The organism is Bermanella marisrubri, assembly GCF_012295615.1.
GTDB classification, from domain to species: Bacteria; Pseudomonadota; Gammaproteobacteria; order Pseudomonadales; family Oceanobacteraceae; genus Bermanella; species Bermanella marisrubri.
Genome location: NZ_CP051183.1, coordinates 980,630 through 1,007,046, shown reverse-complemented (window position 1 = coordinate 1,007,046; position 26,417 = coordinate 980,630). Strand labels below are relative to the sequence as shown.

The following is a 26,417-nucleotide window of genomic DNA, read 5'->3' as shown; positions in this document are numbered from 1 at the left end:
ATGAAAACAGTAGAGTTGCTACTAGCAATACAACGATAACGATAAGCTTTGCAGTCCCCGACAAAGTGAACACCATACTGGTTTGAACTCGAGAACTGAGACACTCATGAATCTGACACAACGATTTCTGTTCGTGATTAGTGCGCTTACATTGTGCACCGCGCTATCAGGCTGTGATACTGGCACATGGAATGATCCCCATGCGACAAAAAGTGAAAAAGTAAAAACTCTTTATTCGACCTTCTCACAGCGCCCCAAGCATCTTGATCCAGCGCGATCTTTTAGCTCAGATGAATCCAATTTTATCGATCAGATATATGAGCCCCCCTTACAATATCACTATCTCAAACGACCTTATGAGTTAGAGCCCGCTACGCTTACTAAAATGCCCGAGGTTGAATACTTCGACGAGAACGGGAATAAACTACCGGAGTCCGCAAAGAAACCGACCTATAGCGTGTATCGCTTTGAAATCAAACCCGGAATCCAATACCAACCTCATCCTTCATTTGCCACAGATGAGAATGGCAAGTTTATTTATAATTTCAAGACAAAAGATGAGAGTGCTGCCTTTAAAAGCTTGAAAGACTTTACGCAAATGGGCAGTAAAGAACTAACCGCTGACGACTATATATACCAAATCAAACGTCTCGCAGACCCAATGCGTCTAGCACCTCTGCGTGGATTACTCAGCCAGTATATTTTGGGTATGTCAGAGTTTACCGACTGGGCAAAACAGCAACGCGAAAGTATGGGGCAATACGACTGGCTAGACCTACGTAAACAAGACATGCAAGGTCTAGAAAAAATAGATGACTATCATTTTACTATCACGCTAAAGGGCAAGTACCCACAATTTAAATACTGGTTAGCATTTCACTTCTTTGCACCTATTCCTTGGCAAGTAGATCGTTTTTATCACTTACCTGGTTTACCAGAACGTAACATCACATTGGATTGGCATCCTGTTGGCACCGGTGCCTACATGATGACCGAGAATAATCCCAATGCCGAAATAGTGCTCTCACGGAATCCAAATTTTCGCGAAGATTTTTATCCCATTGAGGGAGCCGCTGGCGACAAACAAGCAGGCCTTTTGGAAGATGCGGGGAGGCAATTACCCTTCATTGATCAATATGTATTTCGCCTAGAAAAAGAAGCGATTCCCATTTGGACCAAATTCTTACAAGGCTATTATGATCGTGCTGGTATTAGCAGTGATAGCTTTGATCAGGCTGTCAATGTGCAGGCAGAAGGCATCAGTCTAACCGAAGAAATGCGTGAAAAAGGCATTAACTTACAGCGTGCGGTTCGGCCTGCAACTTACTACATGGGGTTCAATATGCTCGATCCCGTAGTGGGCGGCTATAGTGAGAAAGCACGCAAACTACGTCAGGCTATTACTATTGCATACGATACTGACGAGTTTATTAAAATCTTCATGAATGGTCGTGGAGAAACAGGTATGAGCCCCATCCCACCAGGTATTTTTGGTTACCAACAGGGACAACAAGGTATCAACGACGTTATCTTTGAATGGAGTGATGGCGAAATTAAACGACGCTCAATCGAGTATGCTAAACAATTATTAGCAGAGGCTGGATACCCTGATGGTCGTGATGCAAAAACGGGTGAGCCTTTAGTTCTAAATTACGATACGACAAGTTCGGCAAATACCAAAGCGCGTCTCAATTGGATACGCAAGCAATTCCGTAAACTCAACTTACAACTAAATATTCGCGCTACTGATTACAATCGTTTTAAAGAAAAAATGGAAACGGGTAATGCTCAAATATATATGTGGGGCTGGCTTGCAGATTACCCAGATCCAGAAAACTTTCTATTTTTACTCTATGGTGATAACGCTCAAATAGATTCTAAATCTGGAGTTAATAGCGCCAACTATAAAAACGCAGCATACGATAAGCTATTCGATAAGATGCGTATCATGGACAACTCCCCAGAACGAATGGCAGTCATCCAAGACATGCTTGACATATTGCATCGAGATAATCCATGGGGACCAACCTTCCATCCTCACGATTATTTACTGAGTCATAGCTGGGTTCGCAATAATAAAATTCACGGTATCAGCAAAGCGGTTTATAAATACATCGATATTGATATTGATAAACGCAAGGCGATGCGAGCGGAATGGAACCGTCCAAATCTTTGGCCTCTAATAACGGTAGCTTTGATCATTTTATTCTTGATTATCCCTGGCTACATGGCATACAAGCGTCGCCAGCTACGCACTATTGGGGAGTCCTAACATGTTCGCTTATATTATTCGAAGAGCCCTTTACGCTATCCCAATTCTTATTGGCGTAAATATACTTACCTTCGCACTGTTTTTTATGGTCAACACTCCTGATCAAATGGCACGCGTCCAATTAGGAGATAAGCACATTAGTCAGCAGGATATCGATAACTGGAAAGCACAACGAGGCTACGATAAACCACTATTTATTAATAGTGATGAAAACGGATTATCGACTTTGACAGATACGATATTTTTTGAAAAGTCAGTCAAGCTATTGGTATTTGAGTTTGGTAAATCGGATGAAGGACGCAGCATTGGCGAAGATATTCACGACCGCATGTGGCCAAGCCTTGCACTACAAATACCTACGTTTATCGTAGGTATTTGGGTGAATATTTGTTTTGCCTTGCTGATCGTTATGTTTCGAGCAAGCGCTTTCGAATTGTCTGCTATGACCTTCTGTGTCGCTCTACTTTCCATTTCCCCTGTATTCTATATTCTTGGCGGACAATTCTTTTTTGCCAAACAGTGGAGTCTCGTACCGATTTCAGGATACTTAGAAGGTGTCGATGCATTACGGTTTTTGGTCCTCCCAATCATCATCGGGGTGATCGCAGGTATTGGCTCAGGTACACGTTTGTATCGATCAATTTTTATAGAAGAAGCCAATAGTGACTACGTTCGAACAGCTAGGGCTAAAGGCGCGTCAGAGCTTTCCATATTGTTTAAACACCTTCTACCTAACGGGATGATTCCTATACTCACCAGTGTGGTAATAGTCATTCCTCAGCTATTTTTAGGTAGCTTACTCATGGAGTCTTTTTTTGGCATACCTGGATTAGGTAGCTACACCCTCGATGCTATCCAAGCACAAGATTTCGCCATCGTGCGCTCTATGGTGTTTTTAGGCTCAGTACTTTATATCATTGGCTTATTGCTGACCGATATTTCTTACACCTTAGTTGATCCAAGGGTGAAGCTATCATGATCAAACCAGTTTTTTTATGGAGTGATATTCTCTTATTCGCCCTCATCGTCTGTGTTATATTTTTTATATTACAGTTGAGGAAAAACCCACAAGCTAAAGCAAGATGGGGTAGCGTCTTTCAATCGAAGGTCGGCATGTCTAGTTTTGTGGTTATCTCATTTTATGTACTCATAGCCTTTCTTGACTCACTGCATTTTCGTGAAGCACTACCAGAAATTGAGGGGCAACAAGAAATTCAGCAAGTGGCTTATAGTAGTGAAGTGCATTCTGTATTAGATGTCATTCTTACCGATTTACGAACAAAAAGTGAAACGACATATTCAGCCCCCTTTGCACTATATTCTTTTTCTAAAGAAAACATGACCAACGAAGAGGGCCTAGTCTATCGCGATTATCCTCGACTCAAATACGGTGGCGCTCATCTTGAATCGCTCGAGCAACGTCCACTTGATATTCTAACAACCACTTTATTCGCTAGCCTCATAGGATTAGTGGTAGTCGCTATCCCAATTTTATTTCACCGCCATTGGGTAAAAAAATCACAGGAAAACTCCCCTTACCCTTGGCAAGCCGCCTATATTTCATTGGCGCTCATAAGTATCACAACATCCTGCGTACTGTTTTTAAGTGAGTTTTATCACATCATGGGGACGGACAAGGTCGGAGCTGATGTTCTGTACCAAAGCATAAAAGCCATTCGTACTGGTGTGCTTATCGGTACACTCGCTACCTTGGTGACACTGCCTTTTGCGATTATTCTTGGTATTAGCGCAGGCTATTTTAAAGGCATCGTCGATGATATTGTTCAGTACCTATACACTACTTTAAGTTCGATTCCGGGCATTCTCTTAATTGCAGCTTCAGTTCTATTGATTGATGTTTATATCGAGACCAATAGTGAGCAATTCAATTTAACTATTCTTAGATCTGATTTTAAATTTTTAGCTCTATGCGGGATCTTAGGATTAACGAGTTGGACCACACTTTGTCGACTTTTACGTGCAGAAACCCTAAAGGTAAGTCAGCTAGACTATGTACAAGCCGCACATGCATTTGGTGTAAGTCATTCTCGCGTAATACGTCGACATATTTTGCCTAACATAACGCATATTATTTTGATCGTTATTGTATTGGATTTCAGCATGTTTGTATTAGCGGAAGCTGTACTCTCATACATTGGCGTAGGTGTGGATCCTAATATGTATAGCTGGGGTAATATGATTAATGCGGCACGTACTGAGCTTTCACGAGATCCAGCTGTTTGGTGGTCGGTCACCAGTGCATTTGTTCTTATGTTCATATTAGTGCTCGCGGCCAACTTATTGTCTGATGAAGTGCGAAATGCATTTGACCCACGCACAGCGAAGGGACACTAGGCTATGAATAAAGAAACAATATTATCTGTTCGCAATTTACAGATTGAAGTCGACACACAAGCTCTGGTTAACGGTGTCAGCTTTGATATTCATCAGGGTGAGATTTTTGCGCTTGTTGGCGAGTCCGGTTCAGGAAAATCATTGACCGCATTGGCAATTATGCGGTTATTGCCTGAAGCTCTTTGCATCAGTGGCGGCGCAATTACTTTCAAAGATACTGCACTATTTAAGCTTACCGAAATGCAAATGAATCGAGTTCGTGGCAAAAAAATCGCAATGATTTTCCAAGAGCCACAAACTTCACTTAATCCAGTACAAACCATCGGCGACCAATTAAAAGAAGTTTTAAAACTACACCAAAATTTGACCCCTCAGGAAACTCAACAAAAATTAATCAACATGCTTGAAGAGGTTGGCATTCCTGACCCTGAAGATCGACTCAAGTGGTATCCTCATCAATTGTCTGGAGGTCAAAAACAACGAGTCATGATCGCCATGGCCCTAGCATGCGAACCTGACTTGCTCATCGCTGATGAACCAACCACTGCATTAGACGTGACTATTCAGCGTCAGATTTTAGAATTGCTTGATAAATTAAGGCACGATCGTCAGCTCAGCGTTTTATTGATCACGCATGATATGGGTATCGTCAATGAAATGGCCGACCATATCGCGGTCATGCAACATGGCGACATTCTCGAGCAAGCAGAAACAAAAGCATTCTTCGAAAATCCACAACACGAGTATAGTAAACGCCTTATCCACTCACTGCCCAAACGTGATGATTTCTTTAAGGTCGACAGTAAAGAGGCCTTGCTTAAAGTGGACAATCTAAAAGTCTGGTTTGCGCAAAAAAAAGGAATCTTGCAACGAACGGTCGGCCATACGAAAGCCGTTAATGGAATTAGCTTTACCGTAGGTAAAGGCGAAACATTAGCCATTGTGGGTGAATCAGGTTCAGGAAAAACGACTGCAGGAAAAGCCATTATTCGCCTAAACCCAATTCATTCTGGAAATGTTTCATTCAATGGTGAAGCGATATCAGGACTGAATCACAAAGCTTTTTTACCCTATCGACGCAGAGTGCAAATTATATTTCAAGACCCCTTCTCCTCTATGAACCCTCGAATGAGTATCCGTGAAATTATTGAAGAAGGTATGAAAAGCCTAGGAATTGAATCCGATACTAAAAAGCGAGAGCAAAAGATGCGTACTTTGCTTGAACGCGTTGGATTAAATGCAGAGCATCTTGATCGATACCCCCATGAATTTTCCGGTGGACAACGTCAACGTATAGCCATTGCTCGCGCATTGGCTGTAGATCCTGAACTAATTATTTGTGACGAGCCAACGTCTGCTCTTGATGTTTCCATAAGAGGTCAAGTTCTAGACTTGTTGCGTGAGCTACAAAATGAATTCGGAATATCATATCTATTTATTACTCATGATTTATCAATTATTCCACATTTGGCCCATCGTGTGGCAGTGATGCAAAACGGAGAAATTGTCGAGCAAGGTACTGCGAAACAAATTATGACAGAACCGACTCATCCATATACGAAGACTCTATTGGAAGCTGTACCCAAACTACATAACCAAGTGGCTCCCTAATCGTAAACAGGAGAGCAATAAAAAAGGGAGCTAGGCTCCCTTTTTTATTGGCTTATATCAAGCCTGACCAAAAATGTGGCTAGCATCTAGGGGGCAACAAGACCGCCTGAAGCCATATATTCACGACGTTTTTGTTCGCCATCAATGTAACCTAGCCATTGCTTAGCTGACTTTTTTACATCCTCGAAAGCTTTTGCCTTTTCAAATGTGATCTTAGCCGCTTCTAAATCCTCTAGATTAAATTGAACAAGACCTTTTAGAATCAAAGCATCGTCTTCATACTTAAACTCTTCATCTTGTAGCGCTTTATTTACATTCTCTAGAGCCAGTTTCCATTCTTGTCTCTCGGTATGAATTTGAGCCAGCTTATAAAAGTCTTTACCTTCTTGCGTCTCACCAGCCGCTTGAGTCATTACCTTTATCGCTTCGTCATACTCTTTAGCAATCATCAATGCATCGCCTAATAGAGATAAGTTTTTCCCATTCTCTTCGACAACACCATCTTTGATACCCTTTATTAGCACTTGAGCCGCCTTATAGGGGACATCTTGGGTCAGCATGGCTTGCGCAAAACTCACAATATGACTTTCCTTCTCGAAAAGACCTTGGTCATAAGCCGTTTCCATGACGGATAACTCTTTACCAGATTTACCTAACTCATTGTAAACTGCGCCTAGCTGCATCCAATACTGAGGTTTTGGATACCATGTAATCAAATCTTTCAAAGAACGTTCCATAGAAACATAGTCTTTATTTTGATAGTACACGGCACGCTCAACAAGCAACCAACTTTCACGAGGTTTCTTCCCTTGCTTTTGAACAATAGCAATTGCCTTTTTAACATCGGGTAATGCCTGGTTGTAGTTTTCAAGCTGATAGTTCATTTGAGCACGCAAGATATAAGCTTCAGGCCCGGGTTTTTCGACAACTTCGAACCAGTTATTTAATGCGCTAATTGCTTTAGTGTAATCCTCTTTAATCAAATAAAGCTTAGCAATGCTGTATAAAGTTGTTTGCTCCAGACTTTCAGGCAAATTCTTTGTCTCTAATACCTTGCTATAGGCTGAGATTGCACCGTCGTAATTATCTCTGTTGAATTGCACGTAAGCGACCATATTCCAAGTCATAGCTTGCTCATACGAGTTACGACGAATATCTTTCATGTCTTCAAGGTATTCGAGTGCTTCATCGTATTGTTTTTCGTCAGAGAGTTGTCGAGCTTGATCTAACTTTTTGAAGATCATTGGGCGCATAGTCTGAGCACGACGTACTTTTCGCTTTTTCTTTTCTTCTTCTGCTGCAAAGGTCTTTTGTACCGTTAAGGGTGCTACTGACGTAACACCGTAGGCCAACAAAGCCAGCAACATGATAGTAATGAGAGAAAATTTCATAATACCCTACCTGCGCTTACTGCTGTCATCCAACTCGAAGCGGATGATGTTGCGTACACCCGGTACTTCAATGGCTTCGCCATTTTCGATTTTGGGCTTGTACTTAAACTTAGTAGCGGCTCGAATAGCAGCTCGATTAAAGATATTCGGCGGATCTGCCTCTATTACTTGCGGATCAACAACCGTACCTAATTTGCTCACGGTAAATTCCAGTACAACGTAACCTTCAATACCCTTCATTGCGGCTCTGCGCGGATACTGAGGTGCTACTTTAACAATCGGTAAATACTCACCGTCACCGCCACTGCCTGACAAGCCGGCATCAACGCTCAAGTCTGCACCCAGATCTAGACCACCAATATCCATGGCATCTGCAGATCGATCAAAATCAGGCTTGGCCATCTCGGGTTTGGGTGGCTCTTTGGGTGGTGTGGGAGGCTTCTTAGGTTGACGATCTTTGGTTCGGGTCTCGTCGTCCTGTTGCACATGAACAAACTCAACAAGCTTGCCCATGTCGTTTTCCTGAAGCACAGACCCACCAGAGGAAATCAATCCCTGCATCATTAGCGCGACACCAAAGGTGACACCTGCAGCTACAGCAATCGCAATTCCAAATCTTGGTGCTGCATTCAACATATCACGGCTCCTCAGTGGCCAACGATACGTCATAGACACCAGCAGCTCGTGCGGCGTCCATTACAGCAACTAGCGTCTTCGTGCGAGCTTCTTCGTCCGCTTGAACGACAACGGTACCTTGTGGGTTTTCCGCATGAAGACGTTCAATATTCGCTCGTACTTGGCTTTCTTCAACCTTACGCTTGTTGATCCAGATCTCACCACCTTCATTAATGGCGATCAAAATGTTAGCACGAGGTTTCGCCGACGAAGTGTTCGCATCTGGACGATTAACCTCGATACCTGATTCCTTAACAAACGATGCAGTCACGATAAAGAAGATCAACATGATGAATACTACGTCCAACATTGGCGTAATATCGATCTCACCTTCTTCTGCTTCTGGCGTCAGATTTTGAAATCCGCGTCTCATAGTGTATTCCTCAATTGCATCACTTTTGGTTAGTGATCAAATGTTAATTTGTCTTCGATGTTCGATTTTTGGCGTTGAATATGTCGTTGAATCAATGACTGTGCAAACAATCCAGTCAACGCACCAACCATACCTGCCATGGTTGGAATAGTGGCCTTAGAAATACCGGAAGCCATTGCTCGTGGGCTGCCGTTACCTATAAATGCCATTACATCGAATACCTCAATCATGCCCGTTACCGTACCTAGCAAACCAAACAGGGGACAGAGTCCTACCAACATTTTTATGGTTCGCGTATTGGTTTCTAAAGCCATTTCCACTGATGCCACCAAATCTAGACGAATCTGATGAGCCTGCCAGCTGGTGCGCTCTTTTCGCGCCTCCCATTCTTCAACGGCTTTCGCAACCAAGTCTTTGTGATTCAAAGTAAAGTAGGCAACGCGCTCTAAAATAAATAGCCAAAGCAGAAATATCAGGCCGAGGATGGCAAGGACAACGTCCCCACCCCGCTCAGTAAATAAGTAAACCTGCTCGTACGCGTTATAAAACATGGTTTACGCTGCCTTTGCTTGATATTGCTCTTCTGCTTTACGTGCCAAGATACCTGTCGCACGCTCCTGAAGAATTTGAATCAAGTCGCGACTCTTGTTATTCGTCATAGTGTGTAGGAATACACACGGAATCGCTGCAACAAGACCCAGTACCGTAGTAACCAATGCTTGAGAAATACCACCAGCCATTAGCTTAGGATCACCGGTACCAAACAATGACATGGTTTCGAACACATCAATCATACCGGTTACGGTACCGAGTAGACCTAAAAGAGGTGCAACAACAGAAATGATCTTGATCCAGTTAACACCCGCAGTTAAGCGAGGAACTTCGTTTGAAATCGCTTCGCCAAGATGAAGCTCTAAGGTTTCTGTATCTGCATCTTGATTCGCTTGGTATACGCTCATCACGCGGCCCAATGCATTGTTGTCTGAAGGAGTTTCATCATTCATTTGCTTCTTAATGCGTTTCGCTTCTGCCGAAAGCATAACCATTCGAACAAGCGCCAACAGAATACCAATAACGGCTAAGGCTAGAATGATGTAACCAACTACACCACCTTGCTGGATGCGTTCCGTTAGGCCCGCAGTTTGTCCCATGATTTTTAATAGCTGGCCACGACTTGGATCTATCCAAAAACCGTTTAGATCAGAGGAGGTATTTTCTAATTCAGATGCTGGCCCGTTATAGCGAGAGCCTGGTTGTACATCAAGTTCAACTAACTTCTTCGCCTCTAAATCCCAAACTAGGTAGTTGCCATCTGCAACCACGTTGAAGCCACCAACGCGCGTAACCGATTTAGAAACTGTTTCACCACTTGGTAAGACAACATCCGTTGTATATTGCGCGATATCACCTGTTAAGGTCATTTCACGCTGCATTTCAAACCAAAGCTGTTCGAGATTCTCAATGCTTGGCAATTCAGAAGAAGAACCTGCAACTTTGATTAGATTGCTAAGGAAGGCTTCACGCCCTTCAACTTGTGAGCTAACTACAGAGCCTTCGAAAACGCCTTTGGTATCTCCCGCTACTTGCTGGAGCACACCGAACATTTCTTTTAAAGCGCCTAAACGATTGGTTAAGCGCTCTTGCGCTGCTGAAATTTGCTCTTCGTTTTCACCAAACTGCTTTTCTTTTTGAGCGCTTTCTTGTTCCAAGCGTGTGCGTTCATCTTTCGCCATGGCGAGTAAACGTTCCTGCTGACTTTTAGCAGCATTAAAACGCTTCATACGTGTTTGGAATTCACGGTTGTCGCGGGCTTGACCTTCTTTAACAAGGTTTAAAAGCTTATCCATGTCCAAACCTGATTGAGATTTTTCTTCAGCTTGAACAGGCAGCGCCAATGCAAAGGCAACAACACCAATTGAAAAAAGATTACGTAGTTTCATTATTTGGCCTCCGCAATTACAGCAACAGGGGCAGCAACAGGTACTTTAATTAAATCTGGAGCTGCTTGTTCACGAGCGATACGAATCCCCATCATCACTTTGCTCTTATAAGATGGATCAAGTTCTTCGAATTGCTTACTTTGAGGGTTCCAAACACCTAGACGCTGACCATCCAGTGTTTGATATACCAACGAGATACGACCCGTACGCAGAAAATCTACTTCACGCTGTTCGCCATCAATTTCGACCTCACCTCGATAAGATTCAATGGTGCGACCATAGTCAATCTCTGTTTGATAGGCTTGCATGACTTTGCGGTATTTTTCCGCAACTGTTACGTCTGAACGCCCCATCATGTCTTTTAGATCTTCCACTCGATCAATGCGCTTGTCTTGTAAGAAAGGAACATCTGCGCGAACAAACTGATCAATAGCATCAATCATTCGTAGCATCAAAGGTGTAATTTGACGTTCAATCAGCGTCACTTGACGAATACTGGCTTCGATCTGATCCAGCTCTTTATCCTGAGCGGCGAGTTGTTTATTAAGCTGCTCAATATAAACCTTAAGGCCTTCAACCTCTTTGATTACGCCACGGTATTCACGCTCAGCCGAGCGGGTTTGGCTGTCAATATCATCGATCTTAATTTGAGCCTGCTGAGCATTGCCAACACGATCAACCCCTTTATTTATCGCTTGATCCAAGTCTGCAGCTTGAACATTGAGAATGCCCGCTGTCAGAAATGCGCCTGCTAACAGGGAGCTAGCTTTTGAATTAAACGGCATATGGATTACCTACTGTTTTATTTATATCCCCAAAGGGAAAGTCTTCGTTAGTCAACGGTTGCAAGATACGCCGACTTTATGACACTCGCGTTACATGACAAGTGGGTTACAGAAAAATTTCTTAAATATTTAGAAAAAATGACAAAATAAGGAGGATGTTCAGGGATGCAGATTTGGCAACGGACAAAATTTGGCGCCGTTTTTCCAGATAAAGTATATAAAAAATCTTTTAATCACTTGGATACAGAGAAAACTCGCTAAAAACTTTGAATAAATTATCCATTTTATTCCTGTCGTAGCTTAAAGCGGATTTAATCAGGCAAAAAAACACCCCTGATAAGGGGTGTTTTTTGTATCACTAGTGCCTTGTGGGCGAGTGATTAGTTAAAGACTAATCGTCCAGAGAACCAGGGATGATCCAGCCAGCATACCAAGCACTCGCGGCTGGCGTACCAGGCTCAACAGCACCAATATATGTAGTTTGATCAAATACGAAGTTTGAACCATTGTCAGTTGCTTCGATAGTTGGAGCCGTTACTGTGGCGGCAGTGTTAGTTAATGCCCAAGCAGTATCGAAATCGGCTACTTCAGAAACCAAACCTGTAGCTGTAACACTATCCTTGGTTGTGTCGTCTTTAGGGAATTCATCAGACAAACCACAATTAGAAGCCATTACGTTAACCAAGTTAACAGGTGTTGCAATCTTGGCAGTGTTGCTATCCTCATCGTGATCAGAGCTATCGATGCGAATACAACCTTTGTTGTGATCTGTGGTGGCAACAACCGAGTTAATAAAATCCACATTTACAGAGCCACGGAAACGAACACCTGGCTCAGCTCCAAGGTAATCAGCTTCAGGATCTGTAGAAGCAACTACGTTACCATCTTCGTCTACCCAAATGTAATCGCCATTTTCATCGCGAGCAGCACCCGAAATAGGACCATTAATTACAGAGATATTAGCAAGAGTCGCAGCAGTTTGAGGAACATAGTCTTCGTCTGAAGAGTTTGCTTCAATACCACGAGGGTCATTAGAACCTACAGGGCGAGCATCATCCGCTTGGTTTTGAAGAACGATAGCATATTGGATATTACCCATATAACCTTCGTCAAAGTCGATTGCATCGTCGTCGTTATTAGTCAATACAGCGTACTTAACGTTTACTGTTCCACCGAACCACTCGATACCATCGTCTTGGTTTCCGTGTACCTGCACGTACTCTACAGTCGTACCGTGACCAACACCTTGTAAAGTCAAACCGTTGATTTCATTGTTAGGACCGGCAACTTTACCAGCTTCTGCAATACGCACGTAACGAATAACGCCACTATTGTCAGCCTTATCACCGCCACCGAAGTTACCGATGAAATCACCGCCTTCACCCTCAACATTACAAACAACATCAGCTGTAACAGCAACATCACCACCACAGAATCCAGTATTACCAGCGCCATAATGAGGAGCAAAGCCTTGAATTACTACACCGCCCCACTCTCCAAGACCGTCGAAGTCATCATCTTGTCTTGAAGAGAAGGTGATTGGGTCAATAGTATTGTCGCTCTTCTTACCGTCAGCAATCAACTTTGAGCCACGGGTAACAAGCAGCACACCATCAGAGTTAGCTTTCACGTGAACGCCAGGCTCAATCGTTAGAGTAACGCCCGCATTTTTTACAGCTTGCATTTCGGCTGCGTCAGCTAAATCAACATTACCTTCACCTACTTGCAATAGACCTGATAGGCGATATTCGTAATCTTTAGTAAGAGTATAATTTTCGGTCATGGTACCCTCTAGGGTACATACCTTTGTTTCTTCGTTACACGTAACAAAAGCTGAATCATTGTCATTATTGTCATCATCACTTCCGCCACACGCGGTTAGTGCCACTGATGCACCTGTAACAGCCATTGCCATCACTAATTTTTTAAGTTCCATTATGTTACCTCTTTATTTGGTAATAGTTGGTTTAGTTAACCGACAAGATCAAGTTAAAAGTTTTTTATTACACTTGTATTAAAAGATTGTATAAAAACAAAAAAAGCGGGCTAAGCCCGCTTTCGATTAAAAAATCCAGTCAATTCCGACCGAAGCTTCTATACCCTCTTCATAACTTTCAATTATTCGACCACCTTGTGAATATTCAACTTTGCTATCAGTGATATTATTGAATTTAGTTTTTAGTGTCATTGTATCACTGACATCCCAGCTATGAACAAGGTCAATAACTGTTCTTCCTTTTTCCATCTCAAGATCTACGTTGCGAGTTACTTTATCAATTCGATCGTCAAAATAATTCACTAAAAGCGTAATACTCTGTGCATTAGAAAATTGATCAAACCCCAACTGTAAGTTACCAATAATTTCAGACTGTCCCTGTAACTGACGGGTATCACGCCCCTCCAACTGCTTAGATTGCGCATTGAGTTCAACTTCAGAATCAACCCAAGCGAAATTGCCCGATAAGAATCCAGTCCAATCTTCACCATTAAAGATGTTTTTTCTAAAGTCTAATTCAACTCCAAACACATCCGCTGAGTCACTATTGACATATGTAAAGCCATCTGCAGATGAACCTGAAGCATTCGGTACAGATTTTTCAATTGGTTTATCTATTGATTTACTAAAAACTGCTACAGAAATATTTTCATCTTCAGAAAAGTAATATTCAGTTCTTAGGTCTAGGTTAGTAATGTTCGATATTTCTAGATCTGGGTTGCCAAATAATTCGTCATCAGTTTCTGGATCATATGTAGAAGATTCAGAAAGCTCAGTTAATCCTGGACGCGCAAGTGTATTAGAAACACCTAGCCTAAATTGTAATTGCTCATTTGCAACCCAGGTTCCACTTAAGACAGGTAGCACTTCAGTGGCTGATAACTCACTATCAGCATTATTACTGTTTGGATAAGTGAGTTCTTGATTTGAGTCCTCTAGGCGCGCTCCTGCTAAGATCTTATACTCCCCATTGATATCAAATTCTGATGATACGTATGTAGCGAACATTTCATCTTGTGCATCATATGAATCAGTATCAGTTGTTCTTGTTGCCAAGAAGTAAGCATTTTGATCCAGATTATCTTCGGATAGTAAAACCTCTAAATCTGAATTATTCGGAACAGACACATTGTTGTTTTTATCAACACCATAGCGTGACAGATCAACTTCCCTATCTTTGATAGACAGCATGGCACCATATTTTAAAGTCATGGATACCATATCATTGAAATAAAATTCGTGTTGCATATCAGCGCCCATATCAATAGCGTTTTCTGTCAATTCAGAGAAACGACGCTCAAGCGTTGCTGGTGCAAGAGTTTTGTTCCGATACTGATATGTTCTTCTATCCGGCTCATAACGGTTAGATTGTGAAAGACCTATACGCCAATCTAATTGGTCACCATCACCAATCGTGTGAGACCCTGAAAACTGCTGAGATATAAGCTGTCTTTCTACCCATTGTAGTGTTAACTCATCAACGGTAATCCCTTCATCATCAACACCAGTTTCAAAACGAGTAGTATCATCGGATTTTCTCAATAGGATAGTTTTACTATTGAGTAATGTACCATCAAAAGTTTCCATACCCGCAGCAAGATAAGCTGTTAAATCAATATTGTATTTGCTTCGTTCATAATCAAACTGGCCACCCATATCATCAATATATGCATTTTCACGAGAGCTCCATTTGCTTGAATATTGAATTGCACCGTAATAGCCAAAATCTCCCGACGTGGACTCTATTAAGTCACCATATGAATAAGCGAAACCAACATTAGGTTTTGCAGTTACCTGCTTACTATTGTAATTATTTTCAAACTCACCTATGTACGATGAGACGTCATCAAAACTGAATTCACAGCCAATTTCACATCGATCGCCTAAAGCTCCCGGCGCGCCATCATTCGTAATTGACGCCACACTGCTTGGCACTTCTCGCGTACCATCATCAAAGCCCAGAGAATCAGTGTCTCCTCCATCGTAACTAATGACATCCTTACCAGTTATTTGAGAATTAGCACCAACCGATAAAGATAGTTTATTGGTATAACCTGCTGGCAATCCTTTTGTTGTCATTCTAATTGCCCCACCCGTCGTATCACCGGGTAGATCAGGTGTATAACTTTTTTGAATTTCTATTCCTTTCAATACACTAGATGGAAATAGATCAAGTGGAACATCCCGTTTCATAGGGTTTGTACTTGGCATACTAGCGCCATTTAATGTTGAAGAGATATATCGACCTTGTAGGCCGCGCACAACCGCGTATTGCCCACCAACCAATGACACACCAGCCACACGCTTTAACGCAGATGCCGCATTAGAATCACCAAAACGAGCAAGTTGCTCGGAGCCAATAGCATTCAAAACCGCACTGGAATCACGTTGCTGCGCAGTTGCTGTTGAAGGAATATAAGAACCAACAGCAACGACTTCCTCTATTGCGCTGTCACCACTCATGCTCATATTGACATTCATAGCAGTTGCATAGTTACCTATTACACGCAAATCGCTGATATCCCGTGCACCATAAGTTGGATGCTCAATACTAAGATTGTATTCGCCACGAGGAAGCTCTAACTCGTAATAACCTTCGCCGTCGGTTTGAACTGAGACACCTGCGCCGGCAACGGTGATGGTCGCTCCTTCTACGCCACCCCCTGTTTCATCAGACTCGATATAACCTGAGATTTGTCCGTATACTGGCGCTTCTTCTTGGCCCGGTGTGTAAACACTGATCTCTGGAACCGCTTCGCCGCCGATCATTTCTACTTGAATCTCAGCATTTTGCTGAGCGCTGGCATCAAATTCGAATTCACCGGCCCATTGACCAAACTCACTCAATTCAACTTGATGAGTGCCTCCACCGAGCTCAAAGCTTGCGAAGCCATTTTTTCCTACTAACTTGCGATCACCGTTCACTGTGATAGATAAGGTATCAACAGGCTGGCCTTGCTCTGTCACATAAAAAACCGCTTCACCGGCTAAAGCACCTGAGGCACTAATCGCTGCAATGAAACCCGCTAGCAAATTGCGTTTCATACTGTCTCCAACTCGTTATAAGTCTTGTAATTCGTGTATTTTTGTATGGTTGGCACGATAATTCTGAGATGTGACAGCTTTGTTACATGACAATCTGCTTTCAGATTTGCTTCAGTTTTATGGCGAAAATATGACGGAACCATCATCCCAGAAGCCCCGAGTTGCGTGGGCTATAACGACGCCATGGCAAGTAAGTTGTAAATATGAATTTTTTGTTACAAAGAGCATTTAGCAGAGAAAGCGCTTACCCCTTCGCATAAGCAATAGAAATCCGTAAAATAGAGGACTTAAATATCTGAATCCCGCTTGGACTGTATGACCGTCAATATTATTGAAACCAAAGACCTCTCTGATGTAGAAATCACCCCAGAGAACAAGTGCGATTTTTGCTCGGCTAAATGCTGTCAGTATATTACTCAGGAATTAGATACTCCTCGCTCCATGCACGAATTCGATATATTGTTGTGGCAAATTGCCCATGAAGATGTGCATATTTTTAAGGATGGCAATGGCTGGTATTTGCTTGCTATGACCAAGTGCAGCCAATTATTACCAGACAATCGCTGCGGTATCTACGAAACACGCCCACTAATCTGCCGCGAACACAGCAACAATGCTTGTGAGTTCGATGTACCTATCGATGAAGGTTGTGACTTATATTTTCAAACTTATGAAGAATTCGATGCTTATTGTCGTAAACGCTTTAAAACCTGGGATAAGCGTATAGAAAAGTTTGAGGCAGAGCGTGCCAAGCAAAAGTAATGTTAGAAAGCCAGGCGGCATTTAAGACTGTAAGTGCCGATCTGGCCCTGAATGCGATCTAAACCAGTTTCACTCCAAATCTTGAATCTGCCAGTTGATAGGCTTTTGTCCTTGCTCTAATAAATAACGATTGGCTTCAGAGAAGCAGCCTGATCCCATAAATGCAGTAAAGTCCTTGCCACTTTTTGTCGCTCCCAGCGGACTGGGATGACTGGTTTTTAACACCAAATGTTTACTAGTATCCACTTGTGAACATACATCGTGAGCAAAGCGACCCCAAGCTAAAAACACCACACCCCGCTTGTGCTCATTAATGAGCTGGATACAAGAGTTAGTAAAGCGTTGCCAGCCTTGCTTGCTATGGCTACCTGCTTGTCCAGCGCGAACCGTCAGAGAAGCATTGAGTAGCAGGACGCCTTGCTTTGCCCAGCTTTCAAGGTTTCCGGTCTTGGGGATGGAAAGACCCAGGTCACGGTTTAGTTCTTTATAAATGTTGCGTAAAGACGGAGGAATTTTTATTCCGTCAGGCACACTAAAGCTCAAACCGTGAGCTTGGCCTTCACCGTGATAAGGATCCTGCCCCACAATCACAGCTTTGATATCCTCAAATGGCGTCAACTGAAACGCGTTGAACCAGAGCTCTTTGGGTGGATAAACAATTTGCTCTTGAGCGATTTCTTCTTTCAGAAACCCTCGTAACTGAGCCATATAATCTTGAGACATTTCTAAGTCGAAATGTTGCTTCCATTGCCCCTCTAATTTATCCGTAATTTTATTCGCCATTATCATCACCGCTATTCTGATCAGGTATAGCTGGTTTACTGTTATCTAGTAACGTCACGCAGAATAGACGATAAATAAAGATACCAAAATATGGGGTTATCAATACGTTTGCTACAAATAAGACAAACTGCGTGGCAGCTTGAGGCAGCGCAATCATAGACGAAATTATTCCACTGAAAATTGCCCACGCTACCAACATAGCCATCATTAACAGTAAGCCACGCAGCACGATGGAACTTGACTTCACTTGCTCACTACTTAACTTCATACCCTCAATAGGGCCTGCATCTTTTAATACCACATGATAAGCAGCAAAAACCAAGCGATAGATAATAAATAGAATCGGAACTGCGATAAACAACATCAAGAGTAATGCTGCACCATGGGCCTCCCCTGAGCCCATTTCGTTAGGAAATATCAAACCGGCTACAATCGCGATAGGTATGGCCACTAGGAAGCAAAAAACGCCAATAGCGAAGCTGACCAGAATCATAGGCCCCATTTTCTTCAAGGCTTTTGGTAGTGCTGCGGTTAAACTATCATCCTGCTCTTCAGAAAACTGATGAATAAAAACCAACTGTAGCGTATAAAAGAAAAATCCTACTAGCATTGCGATCAACAAACCTGCAACACTCACATCCATTTGTTGGGTCATCATGCCAGCGCCAGCAATACTGCCGCCAAGCAATAGCGGAGCCAAGTTAGAACCTAGGCTGATCCAAAAAACTTTGTTAAATACGCGGCCATAAAACCGAAAACTTTGTGCAGCGACATCGAAAGCAGTCATGAAAATCTCTATCTTTTTCTGATGATATTAGCATCATATCGAATTCGGCCTGAGGTCGCTAGAAAGTGAAAGTAATAGATACGCTCTCACCTTGATCTGAGCGAAGAACAATAAGCCAAAAATAAAAAAGCCATTTATGATGCCTCATAAATGGCTTTTTCTAACAACCGGCATTAATACAGATATGTAATTACCGAGTTAATAATCATCCACGAGGACGCATGTGTGGGAACAAAATCACGTCCTTAATGGTTGGGCTATCGGTAAATAGCATCACCAAACGGTCGATACCAATGCCTTCACCAGCGGCAGGTGGCATGCCGTACTCAAGTGCCTGCACGTAATCCGCATCATAGTGCATGGCTTCATCATCACCGGCATCTTTTTCTTCCACTTGCTTACGGAAACGCTCTGCTTGATCTTCGGCGTCGTTAAGCTCTGAGAAGCCATTAGCCAACTCGCGACCTCCAACAAAGAATTCGAAGCGATCAGTTATGAATGGGTTTTCATCATTACGACGGGCAAGCGGCGAAACTTCCCATGGATAAGCCGTAATAAAGGTTGGCTGATCAAGTTTGTGCTCTGCGGTCTCCTCAAAAATCTCACATAACCACTTACCGGCACCCCAAGCACTTTGCTTAGCATCTTCTCTGATACCTACTTGGCGACCGTATGCAATTAGTTTATCCAAGTTATTTTCTGGGTCGTTAATCACAGCTTCATCGAAGTCAGGGTTATATTTCAATACCGCTTCCATCATAGTGAGGCGCGCAAACGGCTTAGCAAAATCGTATACGGTTTCGTTGACCACATTGCCTTCAGCGTCTTTTTCCGTTGATACAATGTCGGTCGTACCCAGCACGTCTTGCGCGATGTTACGCAGCATATCTTCTGTAGTGTCCATCAAATCATGATACGTCGCATACGCTTGGTAGAATTCAATCATGGTGAACTCTGGGTTATGTCGAGTAGACAAACCTTCGTTACGGAAGTTACGGTTAATTTCGAAAACACGTTCGAAGCCGCCTACTAGCAAGCGCTTCAAATACAACTCTGGCGCGATACGTAAGTACATATCAATACCCAGCGCATTGTGGTGTGTTTCAAATGGTTTTGCTGTGGCACCACCAGGAATCGCTTGTAGCATGGGCGTTTCCACTTCCATAAAGTTGCGATCGCTTAGGTATTTGCGCATGGCTTCAATAATTTTAGAACGCACCATGAACAAATCACGGGTTTCTTGGTTGATAATTAAATCCACATAGCGCTGACGATATTTAATTTCTTGATCCGCTAAACCATGGAACTTATCAGGCAATGGACGCAGTGATTTGGTTAACATGATCAAGTCGTCTGCAGTCGCCACATTAACATAAAGTTCGCCTTTACCTGACTTATGTAAAGCGCCGCGTGCACCTACGATGTCACCTAAATCAAATTTAGACTTGTAGTTAATTTCTTTTTGCACATCTTTAGGGACGTAAAACTGAATACCGCCAGAAGCGTCATTGATTTTAGTAAATGGGCCACGTTGGAACATGATGCGACCCGCAACAGCAACCTGATTGTCCTGCGCTTCTAATTCTTCCTTACTGAATTCGCCAAATTTAGCCTGAAGGTCAGCAGCTAAATCTTTACGGTCAAAGTCGTTGCGGTGACCATTGGCTTTACAGCCGTCACGCAAAGCAGAAAGTTTCTCGCGGCGCTCCGCAATCAGTTTGTTTTCGTCCTGTTGTTGATCTGCCATATTGCTACCTTTTTGATGATCGCTTGATGGCTTGCATCAAACGCTAATTGTATTCTTTAAATTAGAAAGAGCACCTTATACACGATCCCTTAAATTAAGTTATCGCGGACAAGGCCCTTCCTATACAAGTACTTTCAACTTGTCTTATAAGCACAACGACTTATAGGCCAGCTTTCAACGACGCTTCCATAAATGGATCCAGCGCCCCGTCCAAAACTTGCTGCGTATTGCGGTTTTCTACACCGGTGCGCAAATCTTTGATACGCGCATCGTCCAATACATATGAACGAATCTGGCTGCCCCAGCCAATGTCACTTTTACTTTCTTCTAGGGCTTGCGTATCCGCATTACGTTTTTGCATTTCCAGCTCAAACAATTTTGCCTTTAACTGCTTCATGGCTTGATCTTTGTTTTTATGCTGAGAGCGTTGATTCTGACATTGAGTTACGGTATTGGTCGGCACGTGAGTGATACGTACCGCTGATTCTGTGGTGTTAACGTGCTGACCACCTGCACCACTGGCGCGATAAACATCGATACGTAGATCAGCAGGATTGATATCAATCTCGATATTATCGTCAATCTCAGGAGAGACAAATACTGATGCAAATGATGTATGGCGACGACCACTGGAATCAAATGGAGATTTACGAACTAAACGGTGAACACCCGTCTCTGTACGCAACCAACCAAATGCATACTCGCCTTCAAAACGAATGGTCGCACTTTTGATACCCGCCACGTCTCCGGCAGATGCTTCCATTAGCTCAACTTTGAAGCCTTTGGCCTCACCCCAACGTAGATACATACGCAGAATCATTTCCGCCCAATCTTGCGCCTCTGTACCACCAGAACCCGCTTGGATATCCAAATAAGCGCTATTTTCATCTGCTTCGCCGCTGAACATTCGACGGAATTCAAGCTTTTCAAGTTTGGCTTGCAGTTCGTTTAACTCGCTTACCACCTCGTCAACGCTGTCGGCATCGTCTTCGGCCACGGACATTTGAAGTAACTCATCACAGTCACTCAAGCCAGTGTCCATATCATCGATGGTCTGCACAACAGCTTCAAGAGCTGAGCGTTCACGACCCAACTCTTGTGCTTTTTCCGGCTCATTCCAGATCTCGGGCTGACCCAGTTCTAGTTCAACTTCTTGTAAACGCTCCGCTTTCGTAGCGTAGTCAAAGATACCCCCTAAGCATCTCTGTTCGGGACTTTAAGTCTTTGATTTGGTTAACAATTGGTTGAACTTCCAAGAGAACTCCTTAAAAGGCTGTATTTACTCGAATTAAGGCGCGAATTTTACATAAAATACCCGCTTAAAAACAGAGGCAACAAGCTATATTATCCCAGTTGCATCAACTCTATTTAGCGCTATAGTGGATTCATGACTAATTCTACTCTTTACCGCATTTCACTATTTATTTGGCTATGGGCATGCTTTACTCCTAATTGCTTAGCCATTGAAAAATCTGATTTGGAGCCAGTAATTGAAAGTTTGACTAAGTTTGCGCGCTCAAATGAGGTCATTTCTTGGCTAAAAGCCAATGACTCCACATTTAACCTACCAGACATCTTGCAAATTGACCGAGAGTGGAACTCTAAACCTGATATAGAGAATCAGTTCTTTGATCCAGAGGTACAAAACCAAATTGCCGTTTTTATGAGTGAAAATAGATTATTTGTTGAGATTATTCTAATCGGTAGAAATGGCGAAACATTGGCAGCAATACCCAAAACCTCTGACTATTGGCAAGGGGATGAAGACAAGTTTATTCAAGTCATGGCCTACCATAGAAACTATATAGGGCCATTAAAATGGGACGAGAGCACTCAAACCATAAGTGCCCATGTATCCATCCCTGTGACACACAAGGATGAAACTATTGGCGTTATAACTGGGGGGATCGAAGCGACTCTTCAGGATTTAAGCCGAGCTCAGATCAATTAGAATCCGATCTCATCCACCAGCAATCCAATCCATCAAGCAACATGTGGATTCCCAATCCCATGCCAAGCCAAAAAACCACCTTAGACCAGCTTGCATTAGGCTTCCTCAGCAACAACGGAATTAGCACCATCAGACCATAGACAAACAAGGCGGGTATTTGATGTAGAGGATGAAACCCAATGCTACACCGATTGGGAGCATAAAGCGGTGTTGCCAAGAGGTGATCAATATCCACTAGCATGGTGAGCATCATTAGAATGTAAGCGGAAAAGGCTCCTTTACTTAAAAGCCAATACTTGACACCAGAAGCGAGGCCTTGTTCATTAAGTGATAAAAAGGAGACTCGAGAAAAAATCCAAGCCAGTAGCGCAGGGACAATAAAATGCAAAACTATATGTAGCCAAGGACGGTGCTCCATGGCCAAATAAAACAATCCGGAAATCATAGCGTTCTTTGTAAGAGATTATGAGCGATATAAATAACTGTACTACGTACGATACAAATAACGGCTCTACGAGCGATATATAGTCTTAATAAGGTGATAACCGAAGCGGGTTTTAATCGGCCCATGAACTTTCAGGATCGGGCGCTTAAATACCACATCATCAAACGCTTTGACCATATCTCCTTTATGAAACTCACCTAGATTGCCACCCTGTTTTTTGCTTGGGCACGTAGAGTACTGCTTTGCTAGCTTGCCAAAGTCTTCCCCTTTGGCCAGGCGCTGCTTCAGTTCTTCAGCAAGTTTTTTGTCTTTCACTAATATATGGCAGGCACTGGCAACGGGCATAACTTAATCTCTAACTATCACTTTTCTAAACCGGTATTCTAACTGATAATAGCGGTTTTCGTTGGATTGATTTCTTCATGGCCCTGAAAGCACTCATCCGTAAATGCTCGCTGAACATCAGCGATATGGATCGACATTATTATCACACGCACGAATTTACATTGGCCCAACACCCAAGTGAAACCGATCTTAGACTCATGGTGCGAATACTGGCATATGCATTAAATGCCGAAGAAGGTTTAGAGTTCACCAAGGGACTAAGCACTACAGACGAACCCGATTTATGGAAAAAAGATCTAGTCGATCATATAGAGCATTGGATTGAACTTGGACAAGTGGATGAAAAACGTGTCCGCCAAGCTTGCCATAAAGCAGACAAAGTCACGCTCTATACCTATCAAGATAACGCGGCGGACGTATGGCAAAGCCAAGTTAGAAAAGCTCTGATTGAGTATAAAAACCTGAGTATATACCATATACCAGAACCTCAATGCCTAGAACTGGAAAGCCTTATCGATCGAGGCATGTCATTATTTGTGACCATTCAGGATGAAGCCATTACCGTGAGTAATGATAGAAGCAATATTGAGATCACGCCGCAAAAAATAACAGCATGATCGGCCCGCAACACGGACGTTTAAGGTGCCCTTATGAAAAACCCATTTATTATCATCCCCATCATTACCATTGCTATCGCGCTGTTTAGCGTTGGCAAACAGGTTGCGGATTCGCCATTACTGAACTCAAACTCCGCTTTAACAGACCTTTACTCAGACAATCGAAAGAAAATAGAGGAAATGCAGTCCGAGCTCGCAACACTAAAAAATGTCAAAAATCCTAGTGAGCACCAGATTTGGCATATGGCACACCTAGAAAAAAGCATCGCCCACATTCAAAAACATACGCCAGCACCAACAACAGTTGACCCTGTGCTGACGGGGCAATTCAAAAACCTCAGCATGATTGCCACCATGATGCTCTTTGGTGTCGTGGGGGCAGCATACCACTACGCCAAAAAAGCGAAGCGCCAACCAATAAGAGGTTTCAATCACAAGCCAAATCGAACAAGTCCCTTTAACGACCCAGTTGCCCAAAACACCCACTGGCAGTCCGCCAGTACCTATGCCAGCAACTTTCCTACACAAAAGCTGCTGCAAACCCCTAAAGGCTACAAGGTGGTCATGAGCATAGAATTATTACTTATCTGCCAATGCTTAATTTTCATGGGCCTAGTACCCATTCTAATTGATCATTTAATAGCGGGAACAAGGCTATTAGACGGACTTAGCAGTGGCTATGGCGCGCTGATTCTTATTGGCGTCGCTCTATGGGGCGGGCTGGCACTTAATACAATCGAAATCAATACTAACGAGCGCACCATCAAGAAAGGCAAGCAACGCTATTCATTTAATCAAGTTCATGCATTACAGGTCATTACAAGCTTGGCAGGTGGTCGCGGTCACGGCATTTATAAAAACTATGAATTGAATCTTGTGTTCAAGGATAGCGAGCGTCTGAATCTACTGAATCATGGGGGAGAAGCGGAGTTTGAGCAGCAAACCGAGCGCTTAAGCAAGCTTTTGGCAGTCCCTGTCTGGGAAGCCTAATTGAGGCTCAGAGTGTATAACCTCTAATTTTCAGATACAAAAAAGGCAAGCCGAGGCTTGCCTTTTCTTTCAAACAGAAAAAATCAGCGATTAGATCGCAACGATTTTCTCAGCTTGAGGACCTTTTTGGCCTTGAGTTACGATGAACTCAACTGCTTGGCCTTCAGCTAGGGTTTTGAAACCCTCGCCTTGGATTTCGCTGAAGTGAGCGAAAACGTCTGGGCCGTTTTCTTGAGCGATGAAACCGAAGCCTTTAGCTTCGTTGAACCATTTAACAGTACCTGTAACTGTAGACATAGTAATATCCTAAATTGATAAGTTTTGGCCTCTATAGGGGCCGGTTGTGCTTGGAAATATAGACTGGAACTTAAAAACTTAGGACGTTGTTACGTGAACAGCGCATTTGGTTTTGTAAATAAAAGACTTTCTTTCTAGCTGAGGTGAATACTAGACCTATTTATTGGGCCTGTCGACGTATTTCTTGCTGAGAACGCACTATTTCAGCAGTTTTTGTACGATTATCGGCAATTGGGTCAAATCTCACGCTATCTCCCTGCATCACAGCTGCTGTTACTTAAAAAAACACCGATCAATGTGAACTGGATAACGCTTTTCAAAGCCACCCGGTCATCACCATGAAGGCCTTCACATTTTGTTACATAAGTACAAGACGTGTTGCTGAGCTGGCGTAAAATACAATTATCGAATTGGTCACGAGCCAAATTTTAACGGCTACTCACAGAAAGGTGTTTAATGGGTTTACCATCCCTAGCTTTTAGCAAGTCCATGGCATGCGCCGCAGCTCTCTTCACACTGCTGATGTCTAATGGCGTACAAGCCATCGACGAGGATTACGATGATATCTGTCGTTGCCAGAACCCTTATGAAAGTGGTCGTAGCATCCCAGTGGTTATTCGCGATTTCAAAGAATCTCATCCTGACTTTGAAAGTTTTACGGGTAACTACGCGAATACCAATATCGTAGAAGAAGACCTAGGACCAGATGGTCGACCTGTATACAGTGGTGAAGACTACCTTTCTACGAGCGGTAAAGAAAACTTCGATCAGTGGTACCGCAATGTACCAGGCGTGAACATTGCCTTTCCGACACAATTAAAATTGACAGAGGTGGCGCCTGGTTTGTGGGAACACAAGGATATGGAATTCTTCCCTATCGATAACCTTGGCTGGGGTAATGAGCGCTTCCCACGTAATTATCACTTTACTATGGAAATGCATCTGCAGTTTCTATACGAAGGTGGTGAAAGCTTTACTTTCCGTGGTGATGACGATTTATGGGTGTTCATTAACGGCAAGCTAGCGATTAATCTAGGCGGCACACACCCCATGCTAGAAGACACTATTCATTTAGACGACCTAGCAGAAGAATTAGGTATCGAGCCAGGAAACATGTATAGCTTTGACTTATTCTTTGCCGAGCGCCATTTCAACCACTCTCGCTTCATGTTCCAAACCACTATTGACCTAGAGTGCTTGTAGTACTCTGGGTTTCTCTACACGCACAAGCGCAACAATACTTTCGATTA

The 26,417-nt window shown here is 43.0% G+C and carries 24 protein-coding genes; 9 read left to right on the top strand and 15 right to left on the bottom strand.

The window, feature by feature from the left end; translation table 11 throughout:
• Positions 1–106 precede the first annotated feature (106 nt).
• From HF888_RS04620 to HF888_RS04605, 4 genes are read left to right on the top strand one after another with little or no spacing between them, the layout of a single operon-like run.
• The gene (locus HF888_RS04620) at positions 107–2,272 is read left to right on the top strand and encodes an ABC transporter substrate-binding protein (protein WP_007019040.1); all 2,166 of its coding nucleotides are present in this window, start codon (positions 107–109) and stop codon (positions 2,270–2,272) included.
• A gap of 1 nt (position 2,273) precedes the next feature.
• On the top strand, positions 2,274–3,251 hold the full coding sequence (locus HF888_RS04615) for an ABC transporter permease (RefSeq protein WP_007019039.1): 978 nt from the start codon (positions 2,274–2,276) through the stop codon (positions 3,249–3,251).
• Positions 3,248–4,627 (top strand): ABC transporter permease, encoded by a 1,380-nt coding sequence (locus HF888_RS04610; RefSeq protein WP_007019038.1) that lies wholly within the window; start codon positions 3,248–3,250, stop codon positions 4,625–4,627. The genes HF888_RS04615 and HF888_RS04610 overlap by 4 nt, the downstream gene beginning before the upstream one ends.
• Positions 4,628–4,630: 3 nt before the next feature.
• Entirely contained in the window at positions 4,631–6,238 is a 1,608-nt protein-coding gene (locus HF888_RS04605; RefSeq protein ID WP_007019037.1) for an ABC transporter ATP-binding protein, read from the top strand.
• 86 nt (positions 6,239–6,324) lie between these two features.
• Here the strand turns inward: HF888_RS04605 and HF888_RS04600 are convergent, their stop codons facing one another.
• The 8 genes from HF888_RS04600 to HF888_RS04565 form a co-directional block, all read right to left on the bottom strand.
• On the bottom strand, positions 6,325–7,629 hold the full coding sequence (locus HF888_RS04600; protein ID WP_007019036.1) for a tetratricopeptide repeat protein: 1,305 nt from the start codon (positions 7,627–7,629) through the stop codon (positions 6,325–6,327).
• A 6-nt stretch (positions 7,630–7,635) separates the two neighbouring features.
• Complete coding sequence (locus tag HF888_RS04595) at positions 7,636–8,265, bottom strand: energy transducer TonB (RefSeq protein ID WP_007019035.1); 630 nt, start codon at positions 8,263–8,265, stop codon at positions 7,636–7,638.
• Between the two features lies 1 nt (position 8,266).
• The gene (locus HF888_RS04590; protein WP_007019034.1) at positions 8,267–8,677 is read right to left on the bottom strand and encodes an ExbD/TolR family protein; all 411 of its coding nucleotides are present in this window, start codon (positions 8,675–8,677) and stop codon (positions 8,267–8,269) included.
• 29 nt (positions 8,678–8,706) lie between these two features.
• Positions 8,707–9,228: a MotA/TolQ/ExbB proton channel family protein gene (locus HF888_RS04585; RefSeq protein ID WP_007019033.1), complete on the bottom strand. Its 522-nt coding sequence runs from the start codon at positions 9,226–9,228 to the stop codon at positions 8,707–8,709.
• A 3-nt stretch (positions 9,229–9,231) separates the two neighbouring features.
• On the bottom strand, positions 9,232–10,617 hold the full coding sequence (locus HF888_RS04580) for a MotA/TolQ/ExbB proton channel family protein (RefSeq protein WP_007019032.1): 1,386 nt from the start codon (positions 10,615–10,617) through the stop codon (positions 9,232–9,234).
• Positions 10,617–11,402 carry a DUF3450 domain-containing protein gene (locus tag HF888_RS04575; protein WP_007019031.1) on the bottom strand — a complete coding sequence of 262 codons (786 nt, stop codon included), beginning with the start codon at positions 11,400–11,402 and terminating at the stop codon, positions 10,617–10,619. The genes HF888_RS04580 and HF888_RS04575 overlap by 1 nt, the downstream gene beginning before the upstream one ends.
• A 391-nt stretch (positions 11,403–11,793) precedes the next feature.
• On the bottom strand, positions 11,794–13,338 hold the full coding sequence (locus HF888_RS04570) for a hypothetical protein (protein ID WP_007019030.1): 1,545 nt from the start codon (positions 13,336–13,338) through the stop codon (positions 11,794–11,796).
• A gap of 126 nt (positions 13,339–13,464) precedes the next feature.
• Positions 13,465–16,443: a TonB-dependent receptor gene (locus tag HF888_RS04565; protein WP_007019029.1), complete on the bottom strand. Its 2,979-nt coding sequence runs from the start codon at positions 16,441–16,443 to the stop codon at positions 13,465–13,467.
• Positions 16,444–16,758: 315 nt separating this feature from the next.
• Between HF888_RS04565 and HF888_RS04560 the strand changes: the two genes are divergently transcribed.
• Complete coding sequence (locus HF888_RS04560; RefSeq protein WP_007019028.1) at positions 16,759–17,205, top strand: YkgJ family cysteine cluster protein; 447 nt, start codon at positions 16,759–16,761, stop codon at positions 17,203–17,205.
• A 69-nt stretch (positions 17,206–17,274) separates the two neighbouring features.
• On the opposite strand, the gene ung is transcribed toward HF888_RS04560, so the two are convergent.
• From ung to prfB, 4 genes are all read right to left on the bottom strand, one after another.
• Entirely contained in the window at positions 17,275–17,988 is a 714-nt protein-coding gene (gene ung / locus HF888_RS04555; RefSeq protein WP_007019027.1) for a uracil-DNA glycosylase, read from the bottom strand.
• Positions 17,978–18,775, bottom strand: coding sequence for a DUF7847 domain-containing protein (locus HF888_RS04550; protein ID WP_007019026.1), 798 nt, complete (start codon positions 18,773–18,775; stop codon positions 17,978–17,980). The genes ung and HF888_RS04550 overlap by 11 nt, the downstream gene beginning before the upstream one ends.
• Positions 18,776–18,980: 205 nt before the next feature.
• Positions 18,981–20,522, bottom strand: coding sequence for a lysine--tRNA ligase (lysS, locus tag HF888_RS04545; protein WP_007019025.1), 1,542 nt, complete (start codon positions 20,520–20,522; stop codon positions 18,981–18,983).
• Positions 20,523–20,682: 160 nt separating this feature from the next.
• Positions 20,683–21,724 (bottom strand): peptide chain release factor 2 gene (gene prfB / locus HF888_RS04540; RefSeq protein ID WP_133308533.1). Its coding sequence is split into 2 segments (ribosomal slippage): positions 20,683–21,705 and positions 21,707–21,724, totalling 1,041 coding nucleotides; the frame shifts between segments, so codons are not numbered across the junction.
• Positions 21,725–21,909: 185 nt separating this feature from the next.
• Between prfB and HF888_RS04535 the strand changes: the two genes are divergently transcribed.
• Positions 21,910–22,473, top strand: a complete 564-nt coding sequence (locus HF888_RS04535; protein ID WP_007019023.1) for a PDC sensor domain-containing protein — start codon at positions 21,910–21,912, stop codon at positions 22,471–22,473.
• Here HF888_RS04535 and HF888_RS04530 read toward each other — a convergent pair.
• A complete protein-coding gene (locus tag HF888_RS04530; protein ID WP_007019022.1) occupies positions 22,466–22,918 on the bottom strand; it encodes a DUF6122 family protein in 453 nt (150 codons plus the stop codon). The two genes, HF888_RS04535 and HF888_RS04530, sit on opposite strands and share 8 nt — an antisense overlap.
• Before the next feature lie 66 nt (positions 22,919–22,984).
• Positions 22,985–23,263, bottom strand: a complete 279-nt coding sequence (locus HF888_RS04525; protein WP_007019021.1) for a peptidylprolyl isomerase — start codon at positions 23,261–23,263, stop codon at positions 22,985–22,987.
• A 77-nt stretch (positions 23,264–23,340) separates the two neighbouring features.
• Here HF888_RS04525 and HF888_RS04520 point away from each other — a divergent pair, with 77 nt between their 5' ends.
• Positions 23,341–23,880: a YaeQ family protein gene (locus HF888_RS04520; RefSeq protein WP_007019020.1), complete on the top strand. Its 540-nt coding sequence runs from the start codon at positions 23,341–23,343 to the stop codon at positions 23,878–23,880.
• Positions 23,881–23,913: 33 nt separating this feature from the next.
• Positions 23,914–24,870: a hypothetical protein gene (locus HF888_RS04515; RefSeq protein WP_007019019.1), complete on the top strand. Its 957-nt coding sequence runs from the start codon at positions 23,914–23,916 to the stop codon at positions 24,868–24,870.
• 90 nt (positions 24,871–24,960) lie between these two features.
• Here HF888_RS04515 and HF888_RS04510 read toward each other — a convergent pair whose 3' ends face one another.
• Entirely contained in the window at positions 24,961–25,167 is a 207-nt protein-coding gene (locus tag HF888_RS04510) for a cold-shock protein (RefSeq protein ID WP_007019018.1), read from the bottom strand.
• Between the two features lie 456 nt (positions 25,168–25,623).
• On the opposite strand from HF888_RS04510, the gene HF888_RS04505 reads away from it, so the two are divergent.
• Complete coding sequence (locus HF888_RS04505) at positions 25,624–26,370, top strand: fibro-slime domain-containing protein (RefSeq protein WP_007019017.1); 747 nt, start codon at positions 25,624–25,626, stop codon at positions 26,368–26,370.
• The last annotated feature ends 47 nt before the right edge of the window (positions 26,371–26,417 follow it).